Here is a 25,015-nt window from a genome sequence, read left to right as displayed (position 1 = left end):
ATTATGATTATGAAAATTTCTTAATAGGAATATAACCCTTTAAGAATGTGTAACTCATATTTTATGTAATACGCTTTGCTTATCTAGGTCTTTCAACAAATTTAAGACGTACAAACCAGCTATAAAATACAAATTCAATGAAAAAAATTTTTTGTCTTACAATAATATTTACAATAGTATTAACTCAAGCTCAAACAACCATTTTTGGTGGTGTTCCTAATCTCATATTCAGGAAAAATAATGTAAGAGATACAATCTTGCCTACTGATACTTTAAATAATAAATTGATGAATTTTCATTTTATTAAAGACCCTATTTCAGGAAATTTCTTTAAGAAACTAAATACGGGGTTAAACCAATCATCTATATTTATGGTGAGTAATAAGTTTGGTGGTGGTGAAAAGAAAGTATACGGTAAATTTGGCAGTTCTATTATAAATAGCAACGCTATTTTTGATTTTAATGATACTTTAAAGATCGATAGTGCTGAACCGGCTCATAAAATATTGACTTTTTCAAAAAGTGATCCTAATAATAAAATTAATCCTATAATTTTTATCAGTAAAAAAACAGATCCGTCGCTTCTGATTCCGGAAATATTAATATTCAATACGAATTTATCTGATATCAATAAGCAAAAAATTGAAACTTATCTTTCAATAAAATATGGCATCACCATCAATGATATTTCCGAAAAAAACTATGTTTCTTCAAAAAGTGAAATAATCTGGAACTCAAAAAAATAAAAATTATAATTTCAGAATTACAGGAATTGGTAGGGATGATTTATTTGGTCTATATCAAAAGCAATCTAAAAATTGGGAAGACAATCATTTTGCGGCATCTTTAGGATTAGTGCAAATAACAAATAATCAGAACTTAAGCATACTCAATGATGATAGTTTTATAATTTGGGGTGATAATAACCAAGAATTGTCTTTTAAAGAAGCTGATCTTCTCTCAGCTCACCCTAAGAGAGATATGGAAAGAATGTGGAAAGTTCAGGTGAAAAATGCAGGAACGATCCCAATAAAAACACATCTTTATCTTAACCAAGCAGGATTAAATCAAAATGATGTGCTAAAACTTAGAGTTTTTTCTAATGAAAATAACTATCAAAATGATATCTCATCTGATATAGTTGGAGAAAAAATTAACGATTCCGTATTTATTTTTAAAGATATTATCTTGGATTTAGATCATGATGGGATTGATTATTTCACATTTAATCTTGATGATCTTCAAAGTAATATTTTAGTTCAGCTCAACAGTACTTGTGAAGAATTAGGAAATGGTATAGTAAAAATACTGCTTCCAGAAAATGTTTCATCATATCAATATACGTTAGAAAGTACTACAACCAATCAAGTTGTGATTAATACAAATACAGGTACTAGTAATACAATTTTATTTAACAATTTGCCAGCAGATAAATATAGAGTTCGCATTAAAAGGCAGGGACAGACGGATGTAATAAGAACCTTTGATTTAGAAGGAATTATAAATCAAAATATAGATAGTTATTATGTATGGCAGGATACGCCTATAGAATTAGATCTAAATACCGGATCTTATCATTACAAACTTATATCTCCTGGAGGACAGACAACAGAAGTAGCACCCTATCACCTGAATGGAATTGGAAATTATCAATTAAAAATAAAAAATAAGCGGGGTTGCGAAATCACAAAGGTACTTTCTGTACTAAGCCAGACAGATTACGACGTATTGCAAAACAATTCTCTATTTAAAAGAATTTCCGTATCACCCAATCCTTCACATGATGGAAACTTTATAGTAAAAGTTGAGCTTAAGACAGCTAAGCCATTAACGATTAAAGTATTCAATGGTCTTGGAATTCTAGTAAAGCAAGGACAATATAATTCAGCTGCTGACTTCTCAATCCCAATGAGCATACCAGCTGTAGTAGGATACTACAATATTAAAATTTTTATTCCTGAAGAAGGAAAAGGAGTCAATTTTTTAATTAACTAAAAAAACAAATGATAAAACATACCAATATGAAAAAAACTTTTTATGCAACTATAAAAAAAAATATAGAGTTATTACCAGTTTTCATTCCAATTATACTTTCTCTCAGTAGTTGGACTTTATATAAAGTTATCAATAATGATAAAGATATAAAAACAGTAAAAACATCAGATATTTATAAAAGTCCTTTTAAAATCAATTGTGACTTTTTAAAGATAAATAATAAAGTTTCAGGCAATTCTGTTTTGACTAAAAACAATAATGACTCTTCTTTAATCAATCATAAAACGGCAAGAAATATTTTGTCTCATCCTTCACCAGATTTAAATCTGAAATCTTTAAAATCATTTTCTGAAAATTTTTATTCTAATCTTGCCAAGTCAGGATATGTAGGAGAAATTGGAAACTCTAATACAGAGCTAAGAGACGCAAATGCTGCAGACAATATTTTTGACATTCAGCTTTCAAATTTTGATAAGGATAAATCTTATATACTTATATATGAAATAGATGGATATTCAAATATAAATTCTGTTACACGAAGCATTAATGGAAGCTATGCTATGGGGGGCTATCTCAAGTCTAAAAAGAATGGATGGACAGAAGTTTATGAATCTGTTGACCCTGCAATATTAAAAAAAGGAGTTAATAGAATATTATTTAATGCTCTAAATAAAGGAGATTACTATATGGTTAAAAATGTAAGGATTACAGAAAAGCAAGACGTTGTCGCTCCTTACACACTGGTCTCAAAAACATACACAGATAAAAACATTTATATTCGTGGTTTTATACATCCAGGATATGGAATTAAATCAGTAACTATCGGTGGGAGTAAAGTTTATCTTCAAGGTAACGAATTCGAATATATTTCTGATGCCGACGACAAGTCAGATCAGGTAATTTTAAAATTTGAAGGCTTGTTGGATGTTGCGGAAGTAGTTATTCGAAAATCAGAAAAAAATACACAGTTTACAGAAATAAACCCTGTAGATAAAAAAGGGCATCATATCATTTTTCAAGACAATGCTGTACAGTTGAAGGGATTGAGATTAATTGACATACCACCTTCAGAACTTTCCACCACTAATGTTAGTGAGGGTTATGAAGGGTTTCGCTTTGTTAACCTTACTTCGCAGGAACAGAAACTCCATTTAGCTTACGATATAAGCAAACTTCCAAAAGGATATCAGGAAAAAGACATTTCAGTCTTTAATTTTGATTATCAGAAAAAAAGCTGGGTGCCAATGAAAATAGACAGTTTGAATACTGCCAAAAAGTATCTTATTGTTAATTCGTCATTAAGCTATGGTGACTTTATGCTCGGCGTTGCTCAGCAACCTGAAAGTCCTGATGGAGGAGGGCATGCTCAAACATCATTCAATGATTCACCAATAGCAAACCCTGCTGCGAAAATCAACTTTATTACCCCACCCACTCCTAACCAGCGAGGATCTGCCAACGTTTCTTATCCTATTGAGATTCCGGCAGGTATTGGAGGTTTTCAACCAAACGTTACATTGGTTTATAACAGTGATAATAAATTTGGATGGGCAGGAACAGGATGGGATGTTCCGGTAGAGACTATTGATATTGATACAAGATGGGGAGTTCCGTCATTTGGAAATCATGAAACTGAAATTTACCAGATGGCCGGTGAACAGCTTGTTTTCAGAGATGATTACCTTCCAAATAAATTGCCTTATAGTGAGGTCAGAACAAATGACAGAAGATTTTATTACCGTAATGGAATTAAAGAAGGATATATCATTACCAGAAAAGGAAACTCTCCTTCTAATTATACTTGGGAAACCTTGGATGGAAGTGGCGTTAAAAAAGAGTATTTAAGTATCATAACTACTAATCCATCAAATAATTCTTCAGGAAATATAGTTAAGTGGTTCTTGTCGAAAGTAACAGACCGATTTGGGAATACAATTATGTACAGCTATACAGACTCATTTGATGGTGGTGGAAAGAATAAATATCTTTCAAGAATAATATATAGCAATAATACAGTAATTGAATTTGAGAATGAAGGAGGTGTACGAGGAGATATGACGCTAAACTATAAACTTGGTGTAAAACTTACTGATTCTAAAATATTAAATAAAATCGTAGTCAAACGAGCTAACATTAAAATTAGGGAATATCAGCTTGATAATGTCGATAAAGGGCTTTTCGCAAAAAGACTGCTTACGGAAATCATTCAAAAAGATGGAAATGGCAAAATTTTCAATCAGCATTCCCTGCGATATGCAAAAAATATTGATGTATTTGGAAAATCAGCAACACACATATATAGCACACCAAAAGATAATGCTGATGCAGGATCTTTTTCAGGAGGAAATACCAGTTTTATTTCCGGGACTTATGCTAAAAATAAAAACTTCCGGGGGGCTCTTAGCTTTGGAGGAGGATTCTGCTTTCTGTTTGGTATTAATAAAAAAGGAACGCTTGGCGTAACAGCAAGTTATGATGACAATAAGGCTTATGGAAAAAACCAATTGGTAGATATCGACGGAGATGGACTATTAGATAAGGTATTTTATGGATCAAATGGAAATATTAATTTTCGAAAGAATACACGTACTGGTTTTAGTGGAGTTCATTCTTCTATCGGTCTTGCAGGAACTCCTCTGCACCGCCACAATACTTATGGTTTTACTTTGGGTCTTGAATATTCTTTCGCTAATGGTGTAATAGGTGCCAACTATTCTTTTGGAAATAGTAATTCTCCAACTTACTTTTCGGATGTCAATGGCGATGGATTAATTGACATGATTAATTATGGAGATGTATTTTTTAATAAAATACGAAACGGAGTACCTCAATTTCAATCTCAACCTATTAATGCCACATCTAATGTAACTGAAGAAACTCCTAATGCAATTCTAGCAGGGAGTGCCGCAAGACAAGATACAATCATCACAACAACGGTTTCAAAGTCTCTTGCTAATATTGTCAGAATGTGGGAAGCTCCTGTGACCGGGAGTATTCAGATAAATAGTGATTTCTTTTTAACACAGAACTCTCAGGATGGTGTGGATGTGTGGATTGAGAAAGGAGATATGAAGAAGTCGAATGAGGATATCAATGGATTCAGTCCTTTCAATTCTACACAACTTTCACCTATAGCTACCTTAAACACTCAAGGACAGAATCAATCGCTTAATGCTGATACATCTGTAGAAAAAGGTCAGAGAATATTTATTGTAGCCTCTTCTAAAAACAATGAGACTGGAGACAGAATAAAGGTCAATTCAGATATTAGATATACCTCTGTATCTGGAGTTTCTGATTTGGGAATACAAGACGCGAATGGCAATTATTATTTTAATTTTAATTCAAAAAGTCATTACTTGGCATCCAGCCAGAAACAAAATATAATTGCTGACCAAAGTAGAGTGAAAATTTCCTGGGATCAGTTAGGCAAAGAAATTTTCACAGATGATGTTGATTTTAAAATTTATAAAAGTGTACGAGATATTGCGGATACAACATCCGTAATATCTCCTGCATCTGCAACATTACTCTATCATCATAAGTTAATTAAAGATGAAAATCAACAAAATGTAACTCCAGTAAGTAATCAGATTCCTAATATTGATATTACTGACATGTTGGTCAATACCACTGGTAATACAGTAACAATGTTTCATTTTGATGTTTCTGCAGATACGAATGTCTCTTGGGAAAAAATTAAATGGCGACCAACTATGACAGTCATTAATCCTACAGATACTACCAAGGTCTATGCAACGGTACAATATAATCCTTATTCTGAAAGACACATCAATACCCTACCCAAAGATTTCAGAAAATATTTAGATCGGCATTTTTGTAAGGATGATTGTATCAGATGTGATGCAAATGCTTCATATCTATTTCCTGATTTTAACGGAAATCAGAGTATAAATACGAATTATACTATTAACCTGCCTTCTTTACATTCTACCAAAGTTACTTTTTCTTTAAAAATAAAAGATAGTAATGGAAATGTATATACTGAAAAAAATACAGTGGATGTAATAAATAATGTAATGCCCATTCCTAAAATTAGTCTTTGTGCTTTTTTAAAGAAAATACCGCTTAGAGCAGAAGAAGTTTTCTCATATCCGTTTTATTTTGAAATAAGTTCTGCAGATTATACCGTTTCAAAAAAATTATCGTCGGTCAATCCGTTTATTTTTCACTCTGAATATTTATCGGATCCATATTTTGCGAATACTGATCATAAAGCCGATTATTTTGGAGCTCGCTCAGCTAATCCTCACTACAATATTAATACAGGTTTGGTGTATCAAGGTTGGGGTGGTTTTAGCTACAACGGATCCAAATATTCTAATGAGCCTATCCGTGAAAGTGAATTCATAACCAATCCGTTGGCCAATGTACCACTTCCTGGAGGTGCGTCTCCGTGTAATCAATCTGCACCTGATTATTATACGTGTATGACAAATTACATTTTACAGCAAAATAATAATCGTTATTTTACACCGTTGGAACTAAATGCAGAAAAGTATGCTTATACATCTCCTATTGAACCAGCAGAGTTAGGTGAAGAAGAATTACAACCATACTTACTTGGAGTTTCTTCGACGAGTTCAAATATAATTACAACACCTCTTTTTGCAGTTCCTAATCCAAGAGGGATCATTCTAAGGTCGACATTTGATTCGTTTCATGCTTACGTTTCCGGACAGATAATACCATGGCTGGGAATTAGTGCTCATGGAGGTATTTCAACAGACAGAACTTCAGATTATTTTCAAGATTTCAATGGAGATGGCTATCCTGATGTTATTTCAGGAAAAAAACATCAAAGAACCAATATATTAGGTCAATTGGGCAATGTATCTTCTATTGCTGAAAAAGAAGTAAAAAATAAAGGTTTTATATTAGGAGCTGGTATTTCTGCTTCCCCATCAGTTGCCAAATTTAGTAACACAGACAGCAAATTCTTCGCTATTGGCGCAGATAAAGATTCACAAACAAGCTCATCTTCATTTGCTCTTGGAATTGGTTTTGGATTAAATATAGGAAAAGCTTGGGCTCAAGGGACAGGAGTTTGGGCAGATATTAATGGTGACGGATTAACAGATTATATCTCAGATGGCAATTCTTATATCAATACAGGAGACGGATTTATTGTTGATAATTACAATTGGGATGTTTCAGAAGTATCTAAAGGTGACTCTTTTGCAATTTCAGGAGGTGGAGGATTCAGTTTTGCCAACGGAAGTTGGGCTGCAGGTATTGGTCTTTCTAAATCCAGTTTTACAGCTAAAGTGGGGATGATAGATATTAATGGAGATGGTATGGCCGATAAAATTGTAAAGAATGGAAATACTTACGAAATGTGGATTAATACGGGAACATCCTTTGTACAATCTACAGATTTTAACAAAGACTTTAGTCTCGATAATAAACAAAACTCTTCAGGCTTCAATTTATATGGAACTTTGTGTGCTTGTTTGGGAGTAAAAGTTTGCATTTCTTTTGGGGGAAACACCGATAGTTCGGTAAGTAAACAGGAAGTTGACCTGAGGGATTTTGACGGTGATGGATATCCTGATTTACTTATATCTGACAATGACGGCCAATTAACCTACTATCACAATAATTTTGGGAAGGCAAACCTTCTTCGTACCGTTGAAAATCCTCTTCAGGGAGCGATACAGATTGGATACGACAACGTAAATCAGACAGAAAACCTAAGTACATTAATTGGTGGAACTTATCAGATGCCATTTTCCAAAACAGTGATGTCAAAAGTTGGTGTATGGAATTTTAGACCTATTGATACCACCCTGCCATATCTAGGCAACGTTTTGGATCCTCAAAAGGTAAAACCTCAGCAAGTTTTTGATTTTGAGTATGAAAAAGGTATTCAGGACAGAAGAGAAAGGGAATTCCTGGGTTTTGGTATTGTTAAAACCAAAGTTCTTAACCATCAAGACCTTAATCCTATTCTTCATCAGACTTATGTTACCGAATATGAGACCGATTATACGGGGAATGAAAATGATTTTTATGTTAATTTTAATGACACAAAGGTTAGGAAGTATTTTTACAAAAAGGGGTTAATACGTTCTACCTATATGCTTGATAGCCAAAACAGAAAGCGTAGCGAAACAAAATATACCTATAAATATTTCGATCAGGTTTCTACGGAGTATGTGCTTAATGAAACATTATCTGACCCCCAATTTAAAGATATAGGAAGAATTATTCCACTGCTTTACAAAACAGAGTCTACTTTTACAGAATACGTTGGATCAAGCAGTCATTCAAAGACGACCTATACTACTGTTGATAAATATGATAGTTTTGGTAACATTACTCGTTCCGTTGATAAAGGGTCGTCATTGTCTATGACGTCGGATGATATCGTTACGCAGTTATCATATCATGCACCAGGCTTAAAAAACATTGTGGGAACACCTTCCGAACAGCTTGTTATTAAAGCGCATAATAATGAGGTTGTGCGAAAAAATACAACAGTTCTGGATGCTGCTCAAAATATTACTAGAATTAGCAAAGACTTATTGGGGACTTCAAATGTATCAGGAACTGCAGATTTTGATATGGAGTATGATGCCTATGGTAACATGACGAAAATTACATATCCTGAATCTGAAAATGGACAGCGTATGTTTTACAACTATGAATACGATCCGAGCTATCATACCTATTTAATTTCTACTCTTGATGCTCAAGGTTTTACAAGCTCAACGAAATATGATTATAATTATCTTTTCGGGGTTCCAATTAAAATAACAAATATCAATGGAGGAATAAGTACTTATGCTTATGATACATTTGGTAGATTAACAGAATATTTAGCGCCATCGGATACAGATTATACGTTCAAATTACATTATTATCCTTCTAATACAATACCAGTTGCAATTACGGAGAGAAAAACTCCTTACTACAGCGATACGGCAGAGCTAAATTATTTTACCAGTTTATTTACAGATGCTTGGGGACAGGGGTTAATGATTAAAAAACTATTCAAGAGAGAGGGTAATAATTTTTATTTTGCAAACAACATTTATGATATCAAAGACCATCTTGGCAGACCCATAAAAACTATACTAAGGGATAAAGTTACAATGGGGACAGATATTATGCATTCTCTAAAACTTTTTGATGATTATACAACTGGTGAAAATCAATCCAGTCAAATATTTTCAACTACAATTTACGATGATTTAGATCGTCCCGTGAGTATTACCCAACATAATGTTGAAACAAATAATGGCGTTCAAAATCTTACGACTCAAATTTTCTATGAGTTTGATAATGATAGGTTTGGAAATACTCAATTTGCAACAAGAACTGTAAACCCTTTAGGTAATACAAATGTGACTTACACTGATGAGTTTGGAAGAACAGTTTCAACAAAACAGACGAACGGAATTACTAATATTTGGCAAAGCTATAGTTATAACCGTCTTAATGAGCTTACAGCGACGCAAGATGCAAGTAATAATCCTACATACTACGAATATGATAATTTGGGGAGAAATATCAAAAAAAATTCTGCGGATTCTGGTATATCTGTGTTTAATTATGATTTGAGTGGTAAATTGATTCGTTCATCCAATGCTATTCTAAAATCGCTTGGGCAAAATATGCATTATACATATAATTATGATCAGTTAACAAAAATATCATATCCAGCATACCCCTATCATGAGACAACTTTTGAATATGGCTCTGTGACGGGGACACCTTTTGAAAGAGGAAGACTTATAAAGCAAAAAGACCGAACTGGTACTCAGGATTATAAATATGACATCAACGGCAATGTAAGAGAAACTACACGTATAGTTGTTGCAGCGAATAATGTCCCGAAAATGTTTAAAACTTCTTATACCTATGATACATATGGTAGAATCGAATTAATTACATATCCGGATACAGAAACTGTATATTACAAATATAATACACCAGGATTATTGGAGTATGTACGAAATAAGTTACCGGGATATAGTAAGCCTACAAAACTAATCTACGATCTTCAGTATAATAACAGAGATCAGCTAGTTTCTTATAATGCCAACAATAATACTAAAACAGAGTATAATTATGATACCTGGGGTAAAATGCAGGAATTATTACTTATTAAAAATAATCTTAATAATACTGTAAGTACTATTCGCAAAAATCAATATTCATTTGATGGCAGCGGAAACCTTGTAAATGTGGCAGGCACCACACCTATGGTTGGAAACTTTCCATCAGACCCATTAGCAATAGCTAGTAATAAACAATATATTTATGATTCTTTCGGAAGGCTTAAGACGTCTCATATTACCGCTACTGGAAAAGAACAGACGAAATATAACTTTCTCAGTATGAAGTATAACGCCGCCGGAGCAATTTCTGTAAAAGAATCAAAGCTAAAGACATATATCAACAGTATCGGGTGTCAATATCCCAATAATGAGGGAGATGTCGGCACTTATTTATATACTGATGTAAATCATCCTAATGCTCCCACCGTTATTGATTATACTAAATTTCAGAATTTCAATGCTCCGATGGATTGTGGTCAACCTCTTCCTGATCCAACCAATATGACAAGGGAAGAATTCCAATATGACCTCAATGGAAATCTCATTAGGATGAGAGAGTTGGATACACAATCAAATCTTCTAAGCGATAGAAAAATGTTTTGGGATGAAGACGACAATTTAAAAGCAGTGGTAATCGATAAAACATATCTGAATTATTATGCTTACGATGCAGCTGGTGACCGAATACTTAAGAACGACGCAATTTCAAAAAATTTGTATGTAAATGGTAACGACCCTGATGAAGTAACACAAATGGATGCATTTATCTACTATCCAAACGGATATCTTGTACTAAGCGATAAAACTATGACTAAACATTATTACATGGGAAGTCAGAGGATTGCGACAAGTGTATCTAAGATACCAACACACAGGTTTAAAATTAATCTTACAGGTGTGTACGATGATTTGGCTGCAATTATGAATGAGGATATACATCTGATTAACCAAGATGCAGGTCTTACCCATGTGGTTTGGGTTCCTAATGCTGATTCACACGGAACTTATACTGCACCAACATCATCAACGCAATCAGACCATTTGTGTGATTTTCTTATGGCTCAACAGATGTACGCTTTTTATACAGATAACAATATCGAGTGCTTTGATAAAATTTCCGATTTATATAATAGCGCCATGAGTAATGGTAACTATTGTGATATGTGGAATCAATTTTTGGCAGACGAATGTATGATAGGTTACACCCCGCCCGAAATTGTTGAATCTGAAATGTACTGGATTCATCCCGACCATTTTAGCGGAGCCTCGATTTTGACGGATAATAAGGGAGGGGTAACCAATTGGTACGAGTACATGCCCTACGGAGAAATGCTGATGGAGAATACCAATTTTAGCTATGACAACCCTTACAAATACAATGCGAAAGAGTTTGACGCATCTACAGGTTATTACTATTACGGCGCAAGATACTACGACCCAAAACGCAGTTTCTGGTTAAGTGTAGACCCTTTAGCCGAAATTACCATGTCTCCTTATGCCTATGTTTGGAACGATCCTGTTAACTTTGCAGATCCAACTGGGATGATGGGTGAGAGAGTTGGGGGGAAAAATCCTAAAGACTGGTATAGAGATAGATTAGGAAATGTTTCTTGGCACGATAGTCAGGCAGATGAAATTATAGGAAAAAATGGAGAAACTCTCAAACGACTAGGGAAATCAGGATCATACTTTAACGCTAAAGGAGGAGTTACTGACCTTAATAGCGATCGTACTGTTACTGAAGGAGGAAAAACATCTTTTCTAATTAATCCAACACCAATGTCTCCGAGCTCACTTTTAGGGGATGATGATCGCAAGATATCATCACCAGGTATTACTCCGGCATCTTTTAGTTCTTTCGACACTACAAAAAATACTCCTTTGGCATCTCCAAGAAGTGGAGGGCATAGTTTAAGTTACGATATATCTATATTAGCAGTTCCATATATGCTTTTAGAGGCAGGGCTTGCAGAAGGTTTAATGCAGGCAGGAGCGGATGGAAATACTGCCAGTAATACTGCTAAGGTAGCAACTTTGTTATATGGATTTAAAGCTCCTAAAGGAGTGACAGGTGAGTTAGGGATTTTAGGAGGAAAAGGAGCTGGTAGAAACATTAAGATTGATGTCAGTAATTTGCCTAAAACTGTTACTGAGGATTTTACAGAAATACTTTCAGGACGGGGGACTCCAAGAATGACAGGAAATACACAAACAATTCTTGAAAATAGAGGTGGTGTCAATTTAAAATGGGTTGGAGCATCAGAATGGAAAATAAGGGATGTTAAAAATACAGGGTTAAATGGTAGTAGAATTTTACAACATCCAGATGGAAGATGGGGTCTCATTATAAATCATAATTATAAAAATGTTATACAATTACCAACAAGTAGTAAATTAAAATGAAAATAGAATTTTTAATAGGAGAAAAATTTTTGTTAAAAGCTGATTACGTAAAACTAATCCGTAAAAAAGCTCTTGATAAAATAATTGTAAAAAAAGATAATATAAAATTTATAGACTTGCAGATTAATGACGTTTTGAATAAAGACTTAATTATAAGAATTTCTTTTAAAAGTTTTGAAAATGAATATACATTTAATATTTCTGATATTTTAATTAAAACAAATGAGATAATTTTGAATGGAATTCTTAATGATCCTCTGCAAATATATAATCAGGGATATATAGATAATTTTAAACTCCTTACCGAGAAGAAGGAAAAAATAAAATGGTATGAGTTAAATGATAAACAAAAATATTATTATTTAAGGGGTTGTTATTTATTATTTGGGTTAAGAGAAATAATAGATAATAAAAATTCTATTATCACAATTGATTTATCAAAAGTTGAAACAGATCTGGACGTATATTACGAAATTGGTAAAGCATTTTTTTCATCATATGGTTATTTCGGCACTGAATTTCATTCATTTAGAGATTGTTTAATTAATATTGACGAATCAATAAAAAAAAGAGATACAATCCCTATACTTAAAATAAAAGGATATAAAAATTTTGAGAAACGTTTTTCAGATAATATTTTATTTGCTGATTTTTATAATCAATTCAAAATAAGTGGATTCGAAGTAGAAAATTAAGAAAAATATTGATTATAAATTCCGGACGCTGTCGCAAGTATCTTGCTCGTACTAGTTTTCAACTATACAGAGTAGGAGTTTCTTAAATTTTAAATTTTCTAGATTCATCCCGACCATTTTAGTGGAGCTTCTATATTAGTAAACAGCAAAGGAACTATCACCAATTGGTACGAGTACATGCCCTACGGAGAAATGCTGATGGAGAATACCAATTTTAGCTATGACAACCCTTACAAATACAATGCGAAAGAGTTTGATGCATCTACAGGTTATTACTATTATGGCGCAAGATACTACGACCCTAAACGCAGTTTCTGGTTAAGTGTAGACCCATTAGCAGAAATTACGAACTCTCCTTATGCCTATGTTTGGAATGACCCTGTTAACTTTGCAGATCCAACTGGGATGATGGGGGAAAGAGTTGGAGGAAATGACCCTTGTGATCCGCCTGCAAAGAGAAGTTTTGTTAGAAGAACGTGGGATTGGTTTTCTGGATTATTTAGAACTAAGCATCATGGTAAAGTTACAGTTGGAATGCCAACAATGAGTCGTGAACCTGATCTGCCAACATTTTCACAAGCACCCGGTAAGAGAATGCCAAGCACAATTGGTGCAGCTATCCAAGATTACAGAGATTCTGGACCTACACCAGGCTATGGAACAGCCATGGGCATGAATATTATGGCAAAAGGAGCTATAGATCAAATACTTGATTTTGGTAACTACATGCGAAATAGTGCATTTAATAAGTCAGACTATTCTGGATTAGGTCCAAGAATGACCAAGTGGGATGGAAATACAATGTCAGCAACAGAAAGTCAAGATGCTAAATTTAATGCTCTTTTAACTGCTGATGGATTGGTAACATATGGAGTCATGTCTCAGCTAGCTGCAGAAAGTGAAGTTTCTATAAAAAATACACTTCCTGTTAGTACGGAAGGAAAATTATTAGGCTCTATCAAAAATGGTGAAATTTTAATGGAGGGTAAAACTATTGCATCAGGTAATTTTGATTTTGTAGTTATGAAAGATAAAAGTATTTTGTTAGGAAGAAAACATACTTTTTTATCCAAAGGTGTTGATGTATTAGCAGCCGGTGAAATAAAGATTCGAGGTGGACAGATAGTAGGAATAAATAATTTATCCGGACATTATTTGCCAGGATTGGATGTCAGCACAAATTATTTAAATATTTTTAAGAAAAGTGGTGTGAATGTTTCAAAAACACATCTAAAAATATATAATTCTAATGGAAAAATTATTAAACATATATTACCGAAATGAAAAAAATAGTTAGTATAAAAATTAAAGAACAAGAAGTAGTTTTAGATGAATACACTTCATCATATATCTCTAATTCATTAAACTTACTTTTTTTAAACGAAAATATTTCCATTAAAAAAAATACTATAGTTTTACAAGATGATCTTATATTTAAATTAAGAAATACAATTCTGAATTGTCTTACGACATTGGTTGAGAATTTACATATTGAACCATCAATAAAAGAAATTCAGAAAAATCCTACTAGATTTGAAAAAATTGTTTTGAACAAAAAAGTTTATAAGGTTAATTATAGGATGTCTGAAGTTGATCGTTCATGTTATGTTCTCTATTGTTTATTGCTCTCTTTGGAAAATGCAAATAATAATCATGAGTACGTTTTAATTAATTTAGATTAGCTCCTCAAATCCATTCTCCAGGAAGCCCACGAGCTAGCTTTAGTTCATTTGATGAAACCAAATATTATCCACCAACCTCAAAAAATCCTTTACTTGTAAGCATTCGGAAAAAAATTGATTAATTTTGCATATATATTCTCTTTATATTGAAATATTTTTTTTAATTTTGACTTACATTAATCAAAAATTATTTTATGAAAAATCTTAAAAAACTTTCAAGAAACGAATTAAAGGATCTAAAAGGTGGTTCTGAAGCAGCAACATGGTGTCACATGACATATACTGGTACTCTTTGGGGAGAAGATATGGTTATTCAATCTTCTGGGACTGGCGGTTGTAAAACAGGAAGGGGCAAATGCTATGAATGGTTTCAGACCAGTAATGATTGTAGTGTTAAATAAATCTTAATGCTGTACACTTTGTACAGCATTTTTAATTTAATGATATGAAATTTATTATAATATTTTTTTTATTTTTTAACACGTATTTGTATAGTCAATCTGCAGGTAGATTTATATACGACTATAAGCTCATACAGGATAGTACCAAGAAAAATGATATATCAAGAAAAATAATGTATTTAGATATTTCTGACAACGGCTCAATATTTTATGATAATCAAGAATATATAAATGATTCTATTTTAGCTGCTTCAAATGAAATTTTATCCAAACGAAGTGATAAAGTTTTAAAAAAATATCCAGATTATTCTATCCATTTGATTTCTGAGTTACAAAATAATTATTACAAAATATCTGATGAAAGACTACAAAAATGGAAGATTGTTAATGAAAAAAGCTTCATCCTGAACTATGAAGTGCAAAAAGCTGAAATTAAATTTGGAGGTCGTACATGGATTGCATGGTTTACCAATCAAATTCCAATACCTGATGGTCCATATAAATTTCATGGTTTACCTGGACTAATCATTAGAATTGAAGATTTAACAAAAAGTCACATTTTTGAGTTAGTTGCTATTGAAAACAAATATTATCAAAGAAAATTTAATTTTAAAAATGCAATTTCTATTGATTATAATAAATATAAAATTTTAAATAAAGAATATAAGGAAAATCCTTTAAAAAATTTACTGGGTGTTGAAATTACCAGCACTCAAGATGGTTTAAATAATAATGAATTTAAGAAAAAGATGCTACAATATAAAAAAAATCAAATATTACGAAATAATAATATTTTGGAAATTGATTTGTTAAAATGATTTTAAAATTAGAAAGAGAGAGAGAAAATAATTTTAAATTACCTTAAAAAGTAAACATAAAATTCCGGCACATACTCGGAAATTATAACTTGTTTTGTCAAAATTTTATTTCTTTTATTACACTAGTTACAGTTCTTGGATTAGCATGGAATTTTAAACTAATTTCGAGAACTATAATTAGATTTCTCAGAGATTTCCTTCTACTTATCTGGTATGTCAATAGTTGTAAACATTGTGTTCTTATCAATTTTATATATCACTCTCCCAAATTAATTGCAGGTATTTTTTTACTTTTAATTATTGTGAGTAAAATATATAAGTAAAAAAACTTGAATAACAATCTGTACTAAAATAAAAAAACCGCCTTAGAAATTAATCTAAAGCGGTTTTGTAATATTTAGCTATTTTTTGCTAATCAAATTTATTTTACCTCTTCAAAATCTGCATCCTGAACATCTTCTGCCCCATTTGCCTGACCTTGATTCTGTTGAGCTCCTGCATCAGCACCTTGACCTTGCGCATACATTTCTTCAGATGCTGCCATCCAAGCTGCGTCTAGAGCTTCAGTTTTAGCTTTTACATCATCTCCGTTTTTAGCTTCGAAAGCAGTTTTTAATTCTGCGTGTGCAGTTTCGATTGCTGCTTTTTTGTCTGCAGATAATTTATCACCGAATTCTTTCAGTTGCTTTTCAGTTTGGAAGATCAATCCGTCAGCTTTATTAAAGATTTCAACTTCTTCTTTTCTCTTATTGTCTGCTGCAGAGTTTTCCTGAGCTTCTTTTTTCATTCTTTCGATTTCTTCGTCAGAAAGTCCTGAAGAAGCCTGAATTTTGATAGACTGCTCTTTACCGGTTCCTTTATCTTTTGCAGAAACGCTCAGGATTCCGTTGGCATCGATGTCGAAAGTTACTTCAATCTGAGGAACACCTCTTTGTGCCGGTGGAATATCTGTTAAATCAAATTTACCAATCTCTTTGTTGTCGTTGAACATTGGTCTTTCCCCCTGTCCTACTCTGATGCTTACTGCAGGCTGATTGTCAGACGCTGTAGAGAATACTTCAGATTTTTTAGTTGGAATAGTTGTGTTTGCATCAATTAATTTAGTGAAAACAGAACCCATTGTTTCAATACCTAAAGAAAGTGGTGTAACGTCTAGCAAAAGAACGTCTGTAACGTCTCCAGTTAAAACTCCACCTTGGATCGCTGCACCAATTGCAACAACCTCATCCGGGTTAACTCCTTTTGAAGGTTTTTTACCGAAGAATTTCTCAACTTCTTCCTGAATAATCGGGATTCTTGTAGAACCTCCTACCAAGATTACTTCGTCGATATCGCTGATAGAAAGACCTGCGTCAGAAAGTGCTTTTTTACAAGGCTCCATAGAACGTCTTACCAAATCAGCAGATAACTGCTCAAATTTAGCTTTAGTTAAAGTCTTCACCAAGTGTTTAGGACCTGTAGCTGTAGCAGTAATATACGGAAGGTTGATTTCAGTCTGCGGAGAAGAAGACAACTCGATTTTTGCTTTTTCAGCCGCTTCTTTCAATCTTTGTAACGCGATTGCATCAGATTTTAAGTCAACACCTTCTTCAGCTTTGAATTCGTCTGCCATCCAGTTGATAATTACATCATCAAAGTCATCACCTCCTAAGTGTGTGTCACCATTGGTAGACAATACTTCGAAAACACCGTCTCCTAAATCAAGGATAGAAACATCAAAAGTACCACCACCTAAATCGTAAACTGCAATTTTTTGGTCTTTGTGAGATTTATCCATTCCATAAGCCAATGCTGCTGCTGTAGGCTCATTGATAATTCTTTCTACTTTAAGACCTGCGATTTCTCCAGCTTCTTTTGTAGCCTGTCTTTGTGCATCGTTAAAGTAAGCAGGAACAGTAATTACCGCTCTTGTCACTTCCTGGCCAAGGTAATCTTCAGCAGTTTTCTTCATTTTCTGAAGCGTCATTGCAGAAATTTCCTGTGGTGTATATTCTCTGTCGTCAATTTTAACTTTTACAGTATCGTTCGGTCCTGCAACTACTTTGTACGGCACTCTTGAGATTTCAGCAGAATCATCCTTGAAATGAGTTCCGATAAATCTTTTTATAGAATAAACTGTTTTTGTAGGGTTAGTTACCGCCTGTCTTTTTGCAGGGTCACCTACTTTTCTTTCTCCGTCTTCTGTGAATGCCACAATAGAGGGCGTTGTTCTTTTACCTTCTGCATTAGGGATAACTACAGCATCTTTACCTTCCATTACTGCAACGCAAGAGTTTGTTGTCCCTAAATCGATTCCGATTATTTTACTCATAATATTTATATTTTTTCTAATTTTTAAATTTTAATAACACTGTCACTTTCTCAATATCTGTACCAAGAGAATTTTTGTGACAAATTGACAGATTCAGATATAAATCCTGAAATATAATTACAAAAACGACTTTAAATTTTAAAATAAAACTTAATCTAAGTTTAACGTAAAATATAGTTTAAGCCCGTTTATAATTCTTATTTTTGAGAAATTATACACACAAATATGTCATTACATTTTAATCCCAGAGATATTACATGGTTATCATTCAACGAAAGGGTTTTGCAGGAAGCGATGGACGAAAATGTGCCTCTTCATCTCAGAATTCGTTTTCTTGGGATTTTTTCAAATAATCTGGATGAATTTTTCAGAGTGCGTGTTGCAGGTTTAAAACGTGCGATGGATTTTAAGGAAAAGGTAATTGCCGAATCTTTTTATCAGCCGCCATCGAAAATTCTTCAGAGAATCAACGAAATCGTTATTACACAACAAGCCGATTTTGATAGAACCTGGAAAAAAATTCAGGTTGAAATGGCAGAACAAAATGTTTTCATTAAAACCTCAAAAAATTTAAGTGCAAAGCAGAAAGAATTTGTAAGACAGTATTTTGATGAAGTGGTAGAATCCAATGTGATCCCGATTCTTCTTCATGAAAATACACCCATGCCTTATATGAGAGATAAAAGTCTTTATCTGGGTGTTGCCATGAGGAAAAAAGACTGGAAGTATCACAGCAATTATGCAATTATTGAAATTCCGTCGCGTTTTGTAGGAAGATTTGTTTTGCTTCCCACCGAAAACACAGAAGAAAAAAATGTAATGCTTCTGGAGGATGTCATTACTTTCAACCTTCCGCATATTTTTTCTTATTTTGGATATGATGAATTTGCTGCAAATGCTTTTAAAGTAACAAAAGATGCCGAAATGGACATTGATAATGACATCAAAACCAATTTTGCGGAAAAAATAGAAAAAGGACTCAAAAACCGAAGAAAAGGGAAGCCAACTAGATTTGTTTTTGATAAAGATATGGATAAAGGTATGCTGGAGCTTCTGATCAGAAAATTAAATTTAAGCAAAAAAGACAGCATCATTCCTGGAGGGAAAATTCATAATTTTAAACATTTTATGGATTTTCCTGATGTTTTTGAAAATTATAAAAAACCTGTCGAAAGAACATCATTCACACATCAGGCTTTTGAACACGGCGAAAGAGTTACCGATGTTATTTTAAAAGAAGACGTACTGCTGTCTTTTCCTTATCATACTTACACGCCCGTTATTGACCTTCTTCGTGAAGCGGCAATGGATCCCGATGTAAAATCGATCCAGATTACCGCGTATCGTTTAGCGAGCAATTCAAAAATAAGCAATGCCTTAATTTACGCAGCCAGAAACGGGAAAGAAGTAACTGTAATGCTTGAACTTCAGGCAAGATTTGATGAAGAATCAAATCTCATGTGGAAAGAAATGTTTGAACCTGAAGGAATCAACGTCTTAATAGGAATTCCGGATAAAAAAGTTCACGCAAAATTATGCGTAATTAAAAAACGTGCAAATAACAAGACTTTACAGTACGGTTTTGTGAGCACAGGAAATTTTAACGAGAAAACAGCGAGAATCTACGGCGATCATTTAATTATGACTTCAGACCGTGGAATTATGGCAGATATTAATAAGGTTTTTAATGTTCTTAAAAAACCAAAAGAAGATTATTTAACGGTTTTAAAAACATGTAAATCTTTAATGGTTTGTCCGCAGTTTATGCGTGAAAAAATCATGTTACATATCGATAAAGAGATTGAAGAAGCCAAAGCAGGAAGAAAAGCTGAAATGATTGTAAAAGCCAACTCAGTAAGCGATCGGGCATTAATTACAAAATTATATGAAGCTGCAGAAGCCGGCGTAATAATCAGGATAATTGTACGGGGAATCTACTGTGCTGTAAACCAGAAAGATTTCAAAGAAAAAATAAAAGCAATAAGTATTGTTGATGAATATCTGGAACACGCAAGAGTGATGTATTTTTACAACAAAGGAGCTGAAGACATCTATATTTCTTCGGCGGACTGGATGAACAGAAATCTAGATTACAGAATTGAAGCTGCAGCCAAAATCACCGATAAAAATCTAAAAAAAGAATTGAAAGACATCCTGAAACTTCAATTAAGCGATAATATGAAAGCTAGAATTTTAGATAAAAAACTGAGCAACGAATACATTAAAAATGATGAAAAAGATTGTCGCTCTCAGATTGAAACCTATAAATATCTGAAAGCAAAGACTTCAAAGAAATAATTTACAAATAACTGATAATCACTATTTTAAACTTCATAAGTTTATAAAGAAAATAATTTTTGTAAATTTCGGCTTTAAAGTTTTTTATAAATTTAACCAAGACACTGAATTTCAATAAAATACATCATCAACCATGATCATTGCAGCGATAGACATAGGAAGTAATGCAGCCAGACTTTTAATAAACGAGGTGAAGATTCAAAACGGAGTACCTGAATTTATTAAGCTTAATCTTTTACGAGTTCCGCTGAGATTGGGAATGGATGTTTTCACTCTCGGAAAAATTGGTATTGAAAGAGAAAAAATGGTTATCGATACGATGAGAATTTTCAGCGATCTGATGACGATTTATAAAGTAGAACATTACCGCGCCTGTGCAACCAGTGCAATGCGTGATGCCGAAAACGGACAGGAAATCATTCAGATCGTAAAAGAAACTTCAGATATTAATATTGAAATTATTTCCGGAGACGAAGAAGCTACATTAATTTACGAAAACCACGTTGCAGAAGGTCTTGATAAAGATTTCGCTTATCTTTATGTAGATGTTGGAGGTGGTTCTACCGAGCTCACATTCTACGAAAACGGAAAAATGATTTATGAAAGATCTTTCAACATCGGAACCATCCGTTTATTGAATAACCTTGTTACAGAAGCCAATTGGAAAGAGATGAAAGAAGAAATTAAATCTCATATCGTCAGCAAAAAACCAATTGTGGCTATCGGATCCGGAGGAAATATCAACAAAGCATTTTCGATGAGCAAAACCAAAGACGGTAAACCGATGGTGGCTTCTTATCTGAAAAAAGTGTATAAAGAACTGAGCGTTCTCACCGTTGACGAAAGAATGACGAAACATAATCTGAGACAAGATCGCGCCGATGTTTTGGCTCACGCTTTGAAAATCTACAATAATGTAATGACCTGGTCTGAAATCAATAAAATTTTTGTTCCGAAAATTTCTGTTGCTGATGGATTGATTCATAATATTTATGATAAAGTTTCGGGTAAGAAATAATTTCATAAAACATTAATTTTCATAATATAATACAAATTGAGAAATAATCAGTTTGCCTTTTTATATTTAACAATTCCTTAAAGAACCTGCATTATTTAAACAAAATATTAATCATTTCTTAAAATTAAATTAAAAGTCTCACAACTTACAATCTTCATTTTTGCAACAATCTAAAATTTGTAAAAATGAAGAAAAAATACCTTTTGAGAGGTCTTTTGCCAATTGCCGCTTTATTTCACGGCGCAGTTTCAGGACAATCGCTTATCCACTACTGGAATTTTAATAATAACGCTTCGGTTGCAGCAATTACAACTCCTACTTCTACACTTCTAAACGGTTCTATTACAGCAACTTCTACAGGAACAGGAAGTAATGATACTTTCATTGATTTTGCCGGTGGAACATCACAAAACTTTAATGTTGAAAATTTAAACAGCAGAAACGGAGACGCTTCGGGAACGCATTTAAGATACAACTATCCAATCAACGGAAACATTCAGTTTTCTTTACCGACAACAGGTTATAATAATGTTGTGGTAAAGTTTACAACAAGAAGATCAGGTTCGGGAGCAGGAAAGCAAATGTGGTCTTATTCTGTTGACGGAATCAACTTTATTCCTTATCAATATGCAGGTGATAACGATGCAACAGGAGCTGTAGTTCCTATGGATGCCAATCCTAAATTAATAACTTTTGATTTTTCAGCAATTGCCGGAGTTTCAAATAACCCGAATTTTAAGCTTAAAGCACAATTTACTCAAGGAGCAGGAGGCACAGTCGGAAACAACAGATTTGATAACTTCACCGTTGATGCAACTTCAATAGGCGGAGCTGATACTACTCCACCAACAGTTACTTATTTGCCTGCAAACAACGTAAATAATGCTTCTACAACGATAAATCCGACGATTACTTTTAACGAAAATGTAAGATTGATCGATAACTCTGTGATTACCGCAGCAAATGCACAGAATCTTGTAGAATTAAGATTAAATAACGCAACAGGAACAGTTGTTCCGTTTACGACGACATTTGCTAATAATACAATTACAGTAATTCCTACAGGAGGTTTGGTTCCGAATCAGGCTTATTATTTAGCTTTAAAACCAAATATGGTAGAAGATACAAGTGATAATGCAGTGACGACGGCAACATCAAGTATTTTTACAACAGCCGGAACGAGCATTTCTTTAGATAAAAATTTAATTAAAGTCAGCGAAAATGCAGGAACTTTGGCGTTTAAAATAAATGTTAATAATCCTGCGAATGCAACGGTAAATTTAGTTGTAAAACCATCTTCATTCAATACCGCAAACAGCAGTGATTTTACATTCACCAATCAAACAATCAATATTACACCTTCTACAACAAGTGTAACGGTAAATATTCCGGTTATTGATGATACTTTGGAGGAACAACAGGCTGAATATTTTGTTTTAAGTCTTGAAAACCCAGTTGGAACAACAATTACGGGCGATGCCAATTCAACGGTTTATATTATTGATAATGATAAAGCAGCTCCGGTTCCGTCAAATCCAAATATGCTGAGTTACATCGGAAGTTTTGATCCTTCAGGAAACAGCACAAGCTCTACAGAAATTGTCGTTCACGATCCTGCAACCCAGAGATTATTTACAATCAGTTCATTAACAGATGTTTTTGATATTATTAATTTCTCAAATCCGTTATCTCCATCAGTTATTCAAAGTGTAAATATGCTACCTTATGGTGGAATCACAAGTATCGCTGTGAAAAACGGAATTGTAGCTGTAGCTTCTCCAAACGGAACAAATCCTCAAGGAAACGGTTCTGTAGTTTTCTTTAACACAAATGGAGTATTTCTTAAGCAGGTTACTGTAGGAGTTTTGCCGGATATGATCACTTTTACTCCGGACGGAAACAAAATAATGACCGCAAATGAAGGAGAACCCAACGACGCTTATACAGTAGATCCGGAAGGTTCTATCAGTATCATCGATATTTCTGGAGGAATTGCAAATTTAACGCAATCAAATGTTACGACTCTTTCTTTGACACCGTTCAACGGACAGGAAGCTACTTTAGCTTTAACGGGTGGAAGAAAAGTAAAATCTACAAGCACTTTAGCTCAGGATCTTGAACCGGAATACATTACAATCAGTCCGGACAGCCAGAAAGCCTGGGTTTCTTGTCAGGAAAACAATGCGATTATTGAAGTTAATTTAGCCACAAATACGCTTGGAAATATTTGGGGATTAGGTAAAAAAGACATGAGTCTTCCAGGAAACGGTTTTGATGCTTCAGACAACAATGGTGAAGTTTTAATTGCAAACTGGCCGGTAAAAACATACTACAATCCAGACGCTATGGCTTCTTTCAAAATTGGAAGCACCAATTATTTGGTTACAGCCAATGAAGGAGACGAAAAAGATTTAGGCGGATTCAGCGAAAGAACAACAGTTGGAGCCAACGAATATACTTTAGATTCAGCAATTTTCCCGAATGCTTCTATTTTGAAAGCCTCGCATAACTTAGGAAGATTCAGAGTAACGAATGTAAACGGAAATACAGATGGTGACGCAGATTTTGAAGAAATCAATGCTTTGGGAGCAAGATCATTTGCCATTTTTAATGCAGATACAAAACAAATCGTTTATGACAGTGGAGATCAGTTTGAAAGATATATTGCGGCGAATCATCCTTTGATTTTCAATGCAGATAACGAAGCAAACGGAGCTAAAGTAAGAAGTCGCGCTAAAGGTCCGGAACCGGAAGGAGTAACTTTAGGAACCATCGGAACTCAGACGTACGCTTTCATTACTTTAGAAAGAACAGGAGGTGTCATGGTTTATAATGTTACCGATCCGAATAACGCAACTTTTGTAGACTACAAACATTCGAGATCAACTTCTGCTTACGGCGGAGATAATGGTCCGGAAGGAATTACCTACATTCCACCCGCAAATATGAATAACGGAAAAGGTTACATAATCGTTGCTAATGAAATCAGCGGAACTTTATCAATGTATGAAGTTATGACTTCTCCAACTTTAGCAACCGGTGAAGTGAAAACTCAAAAAGCAACTTTCAATATCTTCCCGAATCCTGTGAACAAAGGAAATACACTGTATTTCAACAGAGCTCAAGGATACGAACTGTACGATATGAGCGGAAAACTTCTTGGAAAAGAGAAAAACGCTTTAACAATAGACACTTCAAAACTTTCCACCGGAGTTTATTTAATCAAAACTTCAGAAGGAGAGATGAAAAGAGTCATCGTGAAATAATTTTTTTACTTAATAATTTACTTTTGAAGCTCCGGAATTTT

General features: G+C 33.7%; 12 protein-coding genes. 11 read left to right on the top strand and 1 reads right to left on the bottom strand.

From position 1 onward, the window contains the following. Positions 1-137 precede the first annotated feature (137 nt). From ACOOWA_RS12045 to ACOOWA_RS12010, 8 genes are all read left to right on the top strand, one after another. The gene (locus tag ACOOWA_RS12045; protein WP_421375504.1) at positions 138-746 is read left to right on the top strand and encodes a hypothetical protein; all 609 of its coding nucleotides are present in this window, start codon (positions 138-140) and stop codon (positions 744-746) included. A gap of 109 nt (positions 747-855) precedes the next feature. Next, positions 856-1,995 carry a hypothetical protein gene (locus tag ACOOWA_RS12040; RefSeq protein ID WP_421375502.1) on the top strand — a complete coding sequence of 380 codons (1,140 nt, stop codon included), beginning with the start codon at positions 856-858 and terminating at the stop codon, positions 1,993-1,995. Between the two features lie 26 nt (positions 1,996-2,021). Further along, positions 2,022-12,485 carry an RHS repeat-associated core domain-containing protein gene (locus ACOOWA_RS12035; RefSeq protein WP_421375501.1) on the top strand — a complete coding sequence of 3,488 codons (10,464 nt, stop codon included), beginning with the start codon at positions 2,022-2,024 and terminating at the stop codon, positions 12,483-12,485. Beyond that, positions 12,482-13,180 carry a hypothetical protein gene (locus ACOOWA_RS12030; RefSeq protein WP_421375500.1) on the top strand — a complete coding sequence of 233 codons (699 nt, stop codon included), beginning with the start codon at positions 12,482-12,484 and terminating at the stop codon, positions 13,178-13,180. The genes ACOOWA_RS12035 and ACOOWA_RS12030 overlap by 4 nt, the downstream gene beginning before the upstream one ends. Before the next feature lie 177 nt (positions 13,181-13,357). Beyond that, a complete protein-coding gene (locus tag ACOOWA_RS12025; RefSeq protein ID WP_421375499.1) occupies positions 13,358-14,464 on the top strand; it encodes an RHS repeat domain-containing protein in 1,107 nt (368 codons plus the stop codon). Beyond that, positions 14,461-14,862 (top strand): hypothetical protein, encoded by a 402-nt coding sequence (locus ACOOWA_RS12020; protein WP_421375498.1) that lies wholly within the window; start codon positions 14,461-14,463, stop codon positions 14,860-14,862. The genes ACOOWA_RS12025 and ACOOWA_RS12020 overlap by 4 nt, the downstream gene beginning before the upstream one ends. Positions 14,863-15,056: 194 nt before the next feature. Further along, positions 15,057-15,263, top strand: a complete 207-nt coding sequence (locus tag ACOOWA_RS12015; RefSeq protein ID WP_421375497.1) for a bacteriocin-like protein — start codon at positions 15,057-15,059, stop codon at positions 15,261-15,263. Positions 15,264-15,307: 44 nt separating this feature from the next. Beyond that, positions 15,308-16,081 carry a GLPGLI family protein gene (locus ACOOWA_RS12010; protein WP_421375495.1) on the top strand — a complete coding sequence of 258 codons (774 nt, stop codon included), beginning with the start codon at positions 15,308-15,310 and terminating at the stop codon, positions 16,079-16,081. A 421-nt stretch (positions 16,082-16,502) separates the two neighbouring features. On the opposite strand, the gene dnaK is transcribed toward ACOOWA_RS12010, so the two are convergent. Beyond that, entirely contained in the window at positions 16,503-18,392 is a 1,890-nt protein-coding gene (dnaK, locus tag ACOOWA_RS12005) for a molecular chaperone DnaK (RefSeq protein ID WP_421375494.1), read from the bottom strand. 225 nt (positions 18,393-18,617) lie between these two features. Here dnaK and ppk1 point away from each other — a divergent pair, with 225 nt between their 5' ends. The 3 genes from ppk1 to ACOOWA_RS11990 all read left to right on the top strand — a co-directional run bounded on the left by ppk1 (position 18,618) and on the right by ACOOWA_RS11990 (position 24,974). After that, positions 18,618-20,690, top strand: coding sequence for a polyphosphate kinase 1 (gene ppk1, locus ACOOWA_RS12000; RefSeq protein WP_421375493.1), 2,073 nt, complete (start codon positions 18,618-18,620; stop codon positions 20,688-20,690). A gap of 133 nt (positions 20,691-20,823) precedes the next feature. After that, on the top strand, positions 20,824-21,708 hold the full coding sequence (locus tag ACOOWA_RS11995; protein WP_421375492.1) for an exopolyphosphatase: 885 nt from the start codon (positions 20,824-20,826) through the stop codon (positions 21,706-21,708). A 185-nt stretch (positions 21,709-21,893) separates the two neighbouring features. After that, complete coding sequence (locus ACOOWA_RS11990; RefSeq protein ID WP_421375491.1) at positions 21,894-24,974, top strand: choice-of-anchor I family protein; 3,081 nt, start codon at positions 21,894-21,896, stop codon at positions 24,972-24,974. Positions 24,975-25,015: the final 41 nt, after the last annotated feature.

This window comes from Chryseobacterium sp. GP-SGM7 (assembly GCF_049166575.1).
In the GTDB taxonomy this organism is placed as follows: Bacteria; Bacteroidota; Bacteroidia; order Flavobacteriales; family Weeksellaceae; genus Chryseobacterium.
Note: the sequence above shows the minus strand (reverse complement) of the source record. Positions and strands in the feature narration are given on the sequence as shown.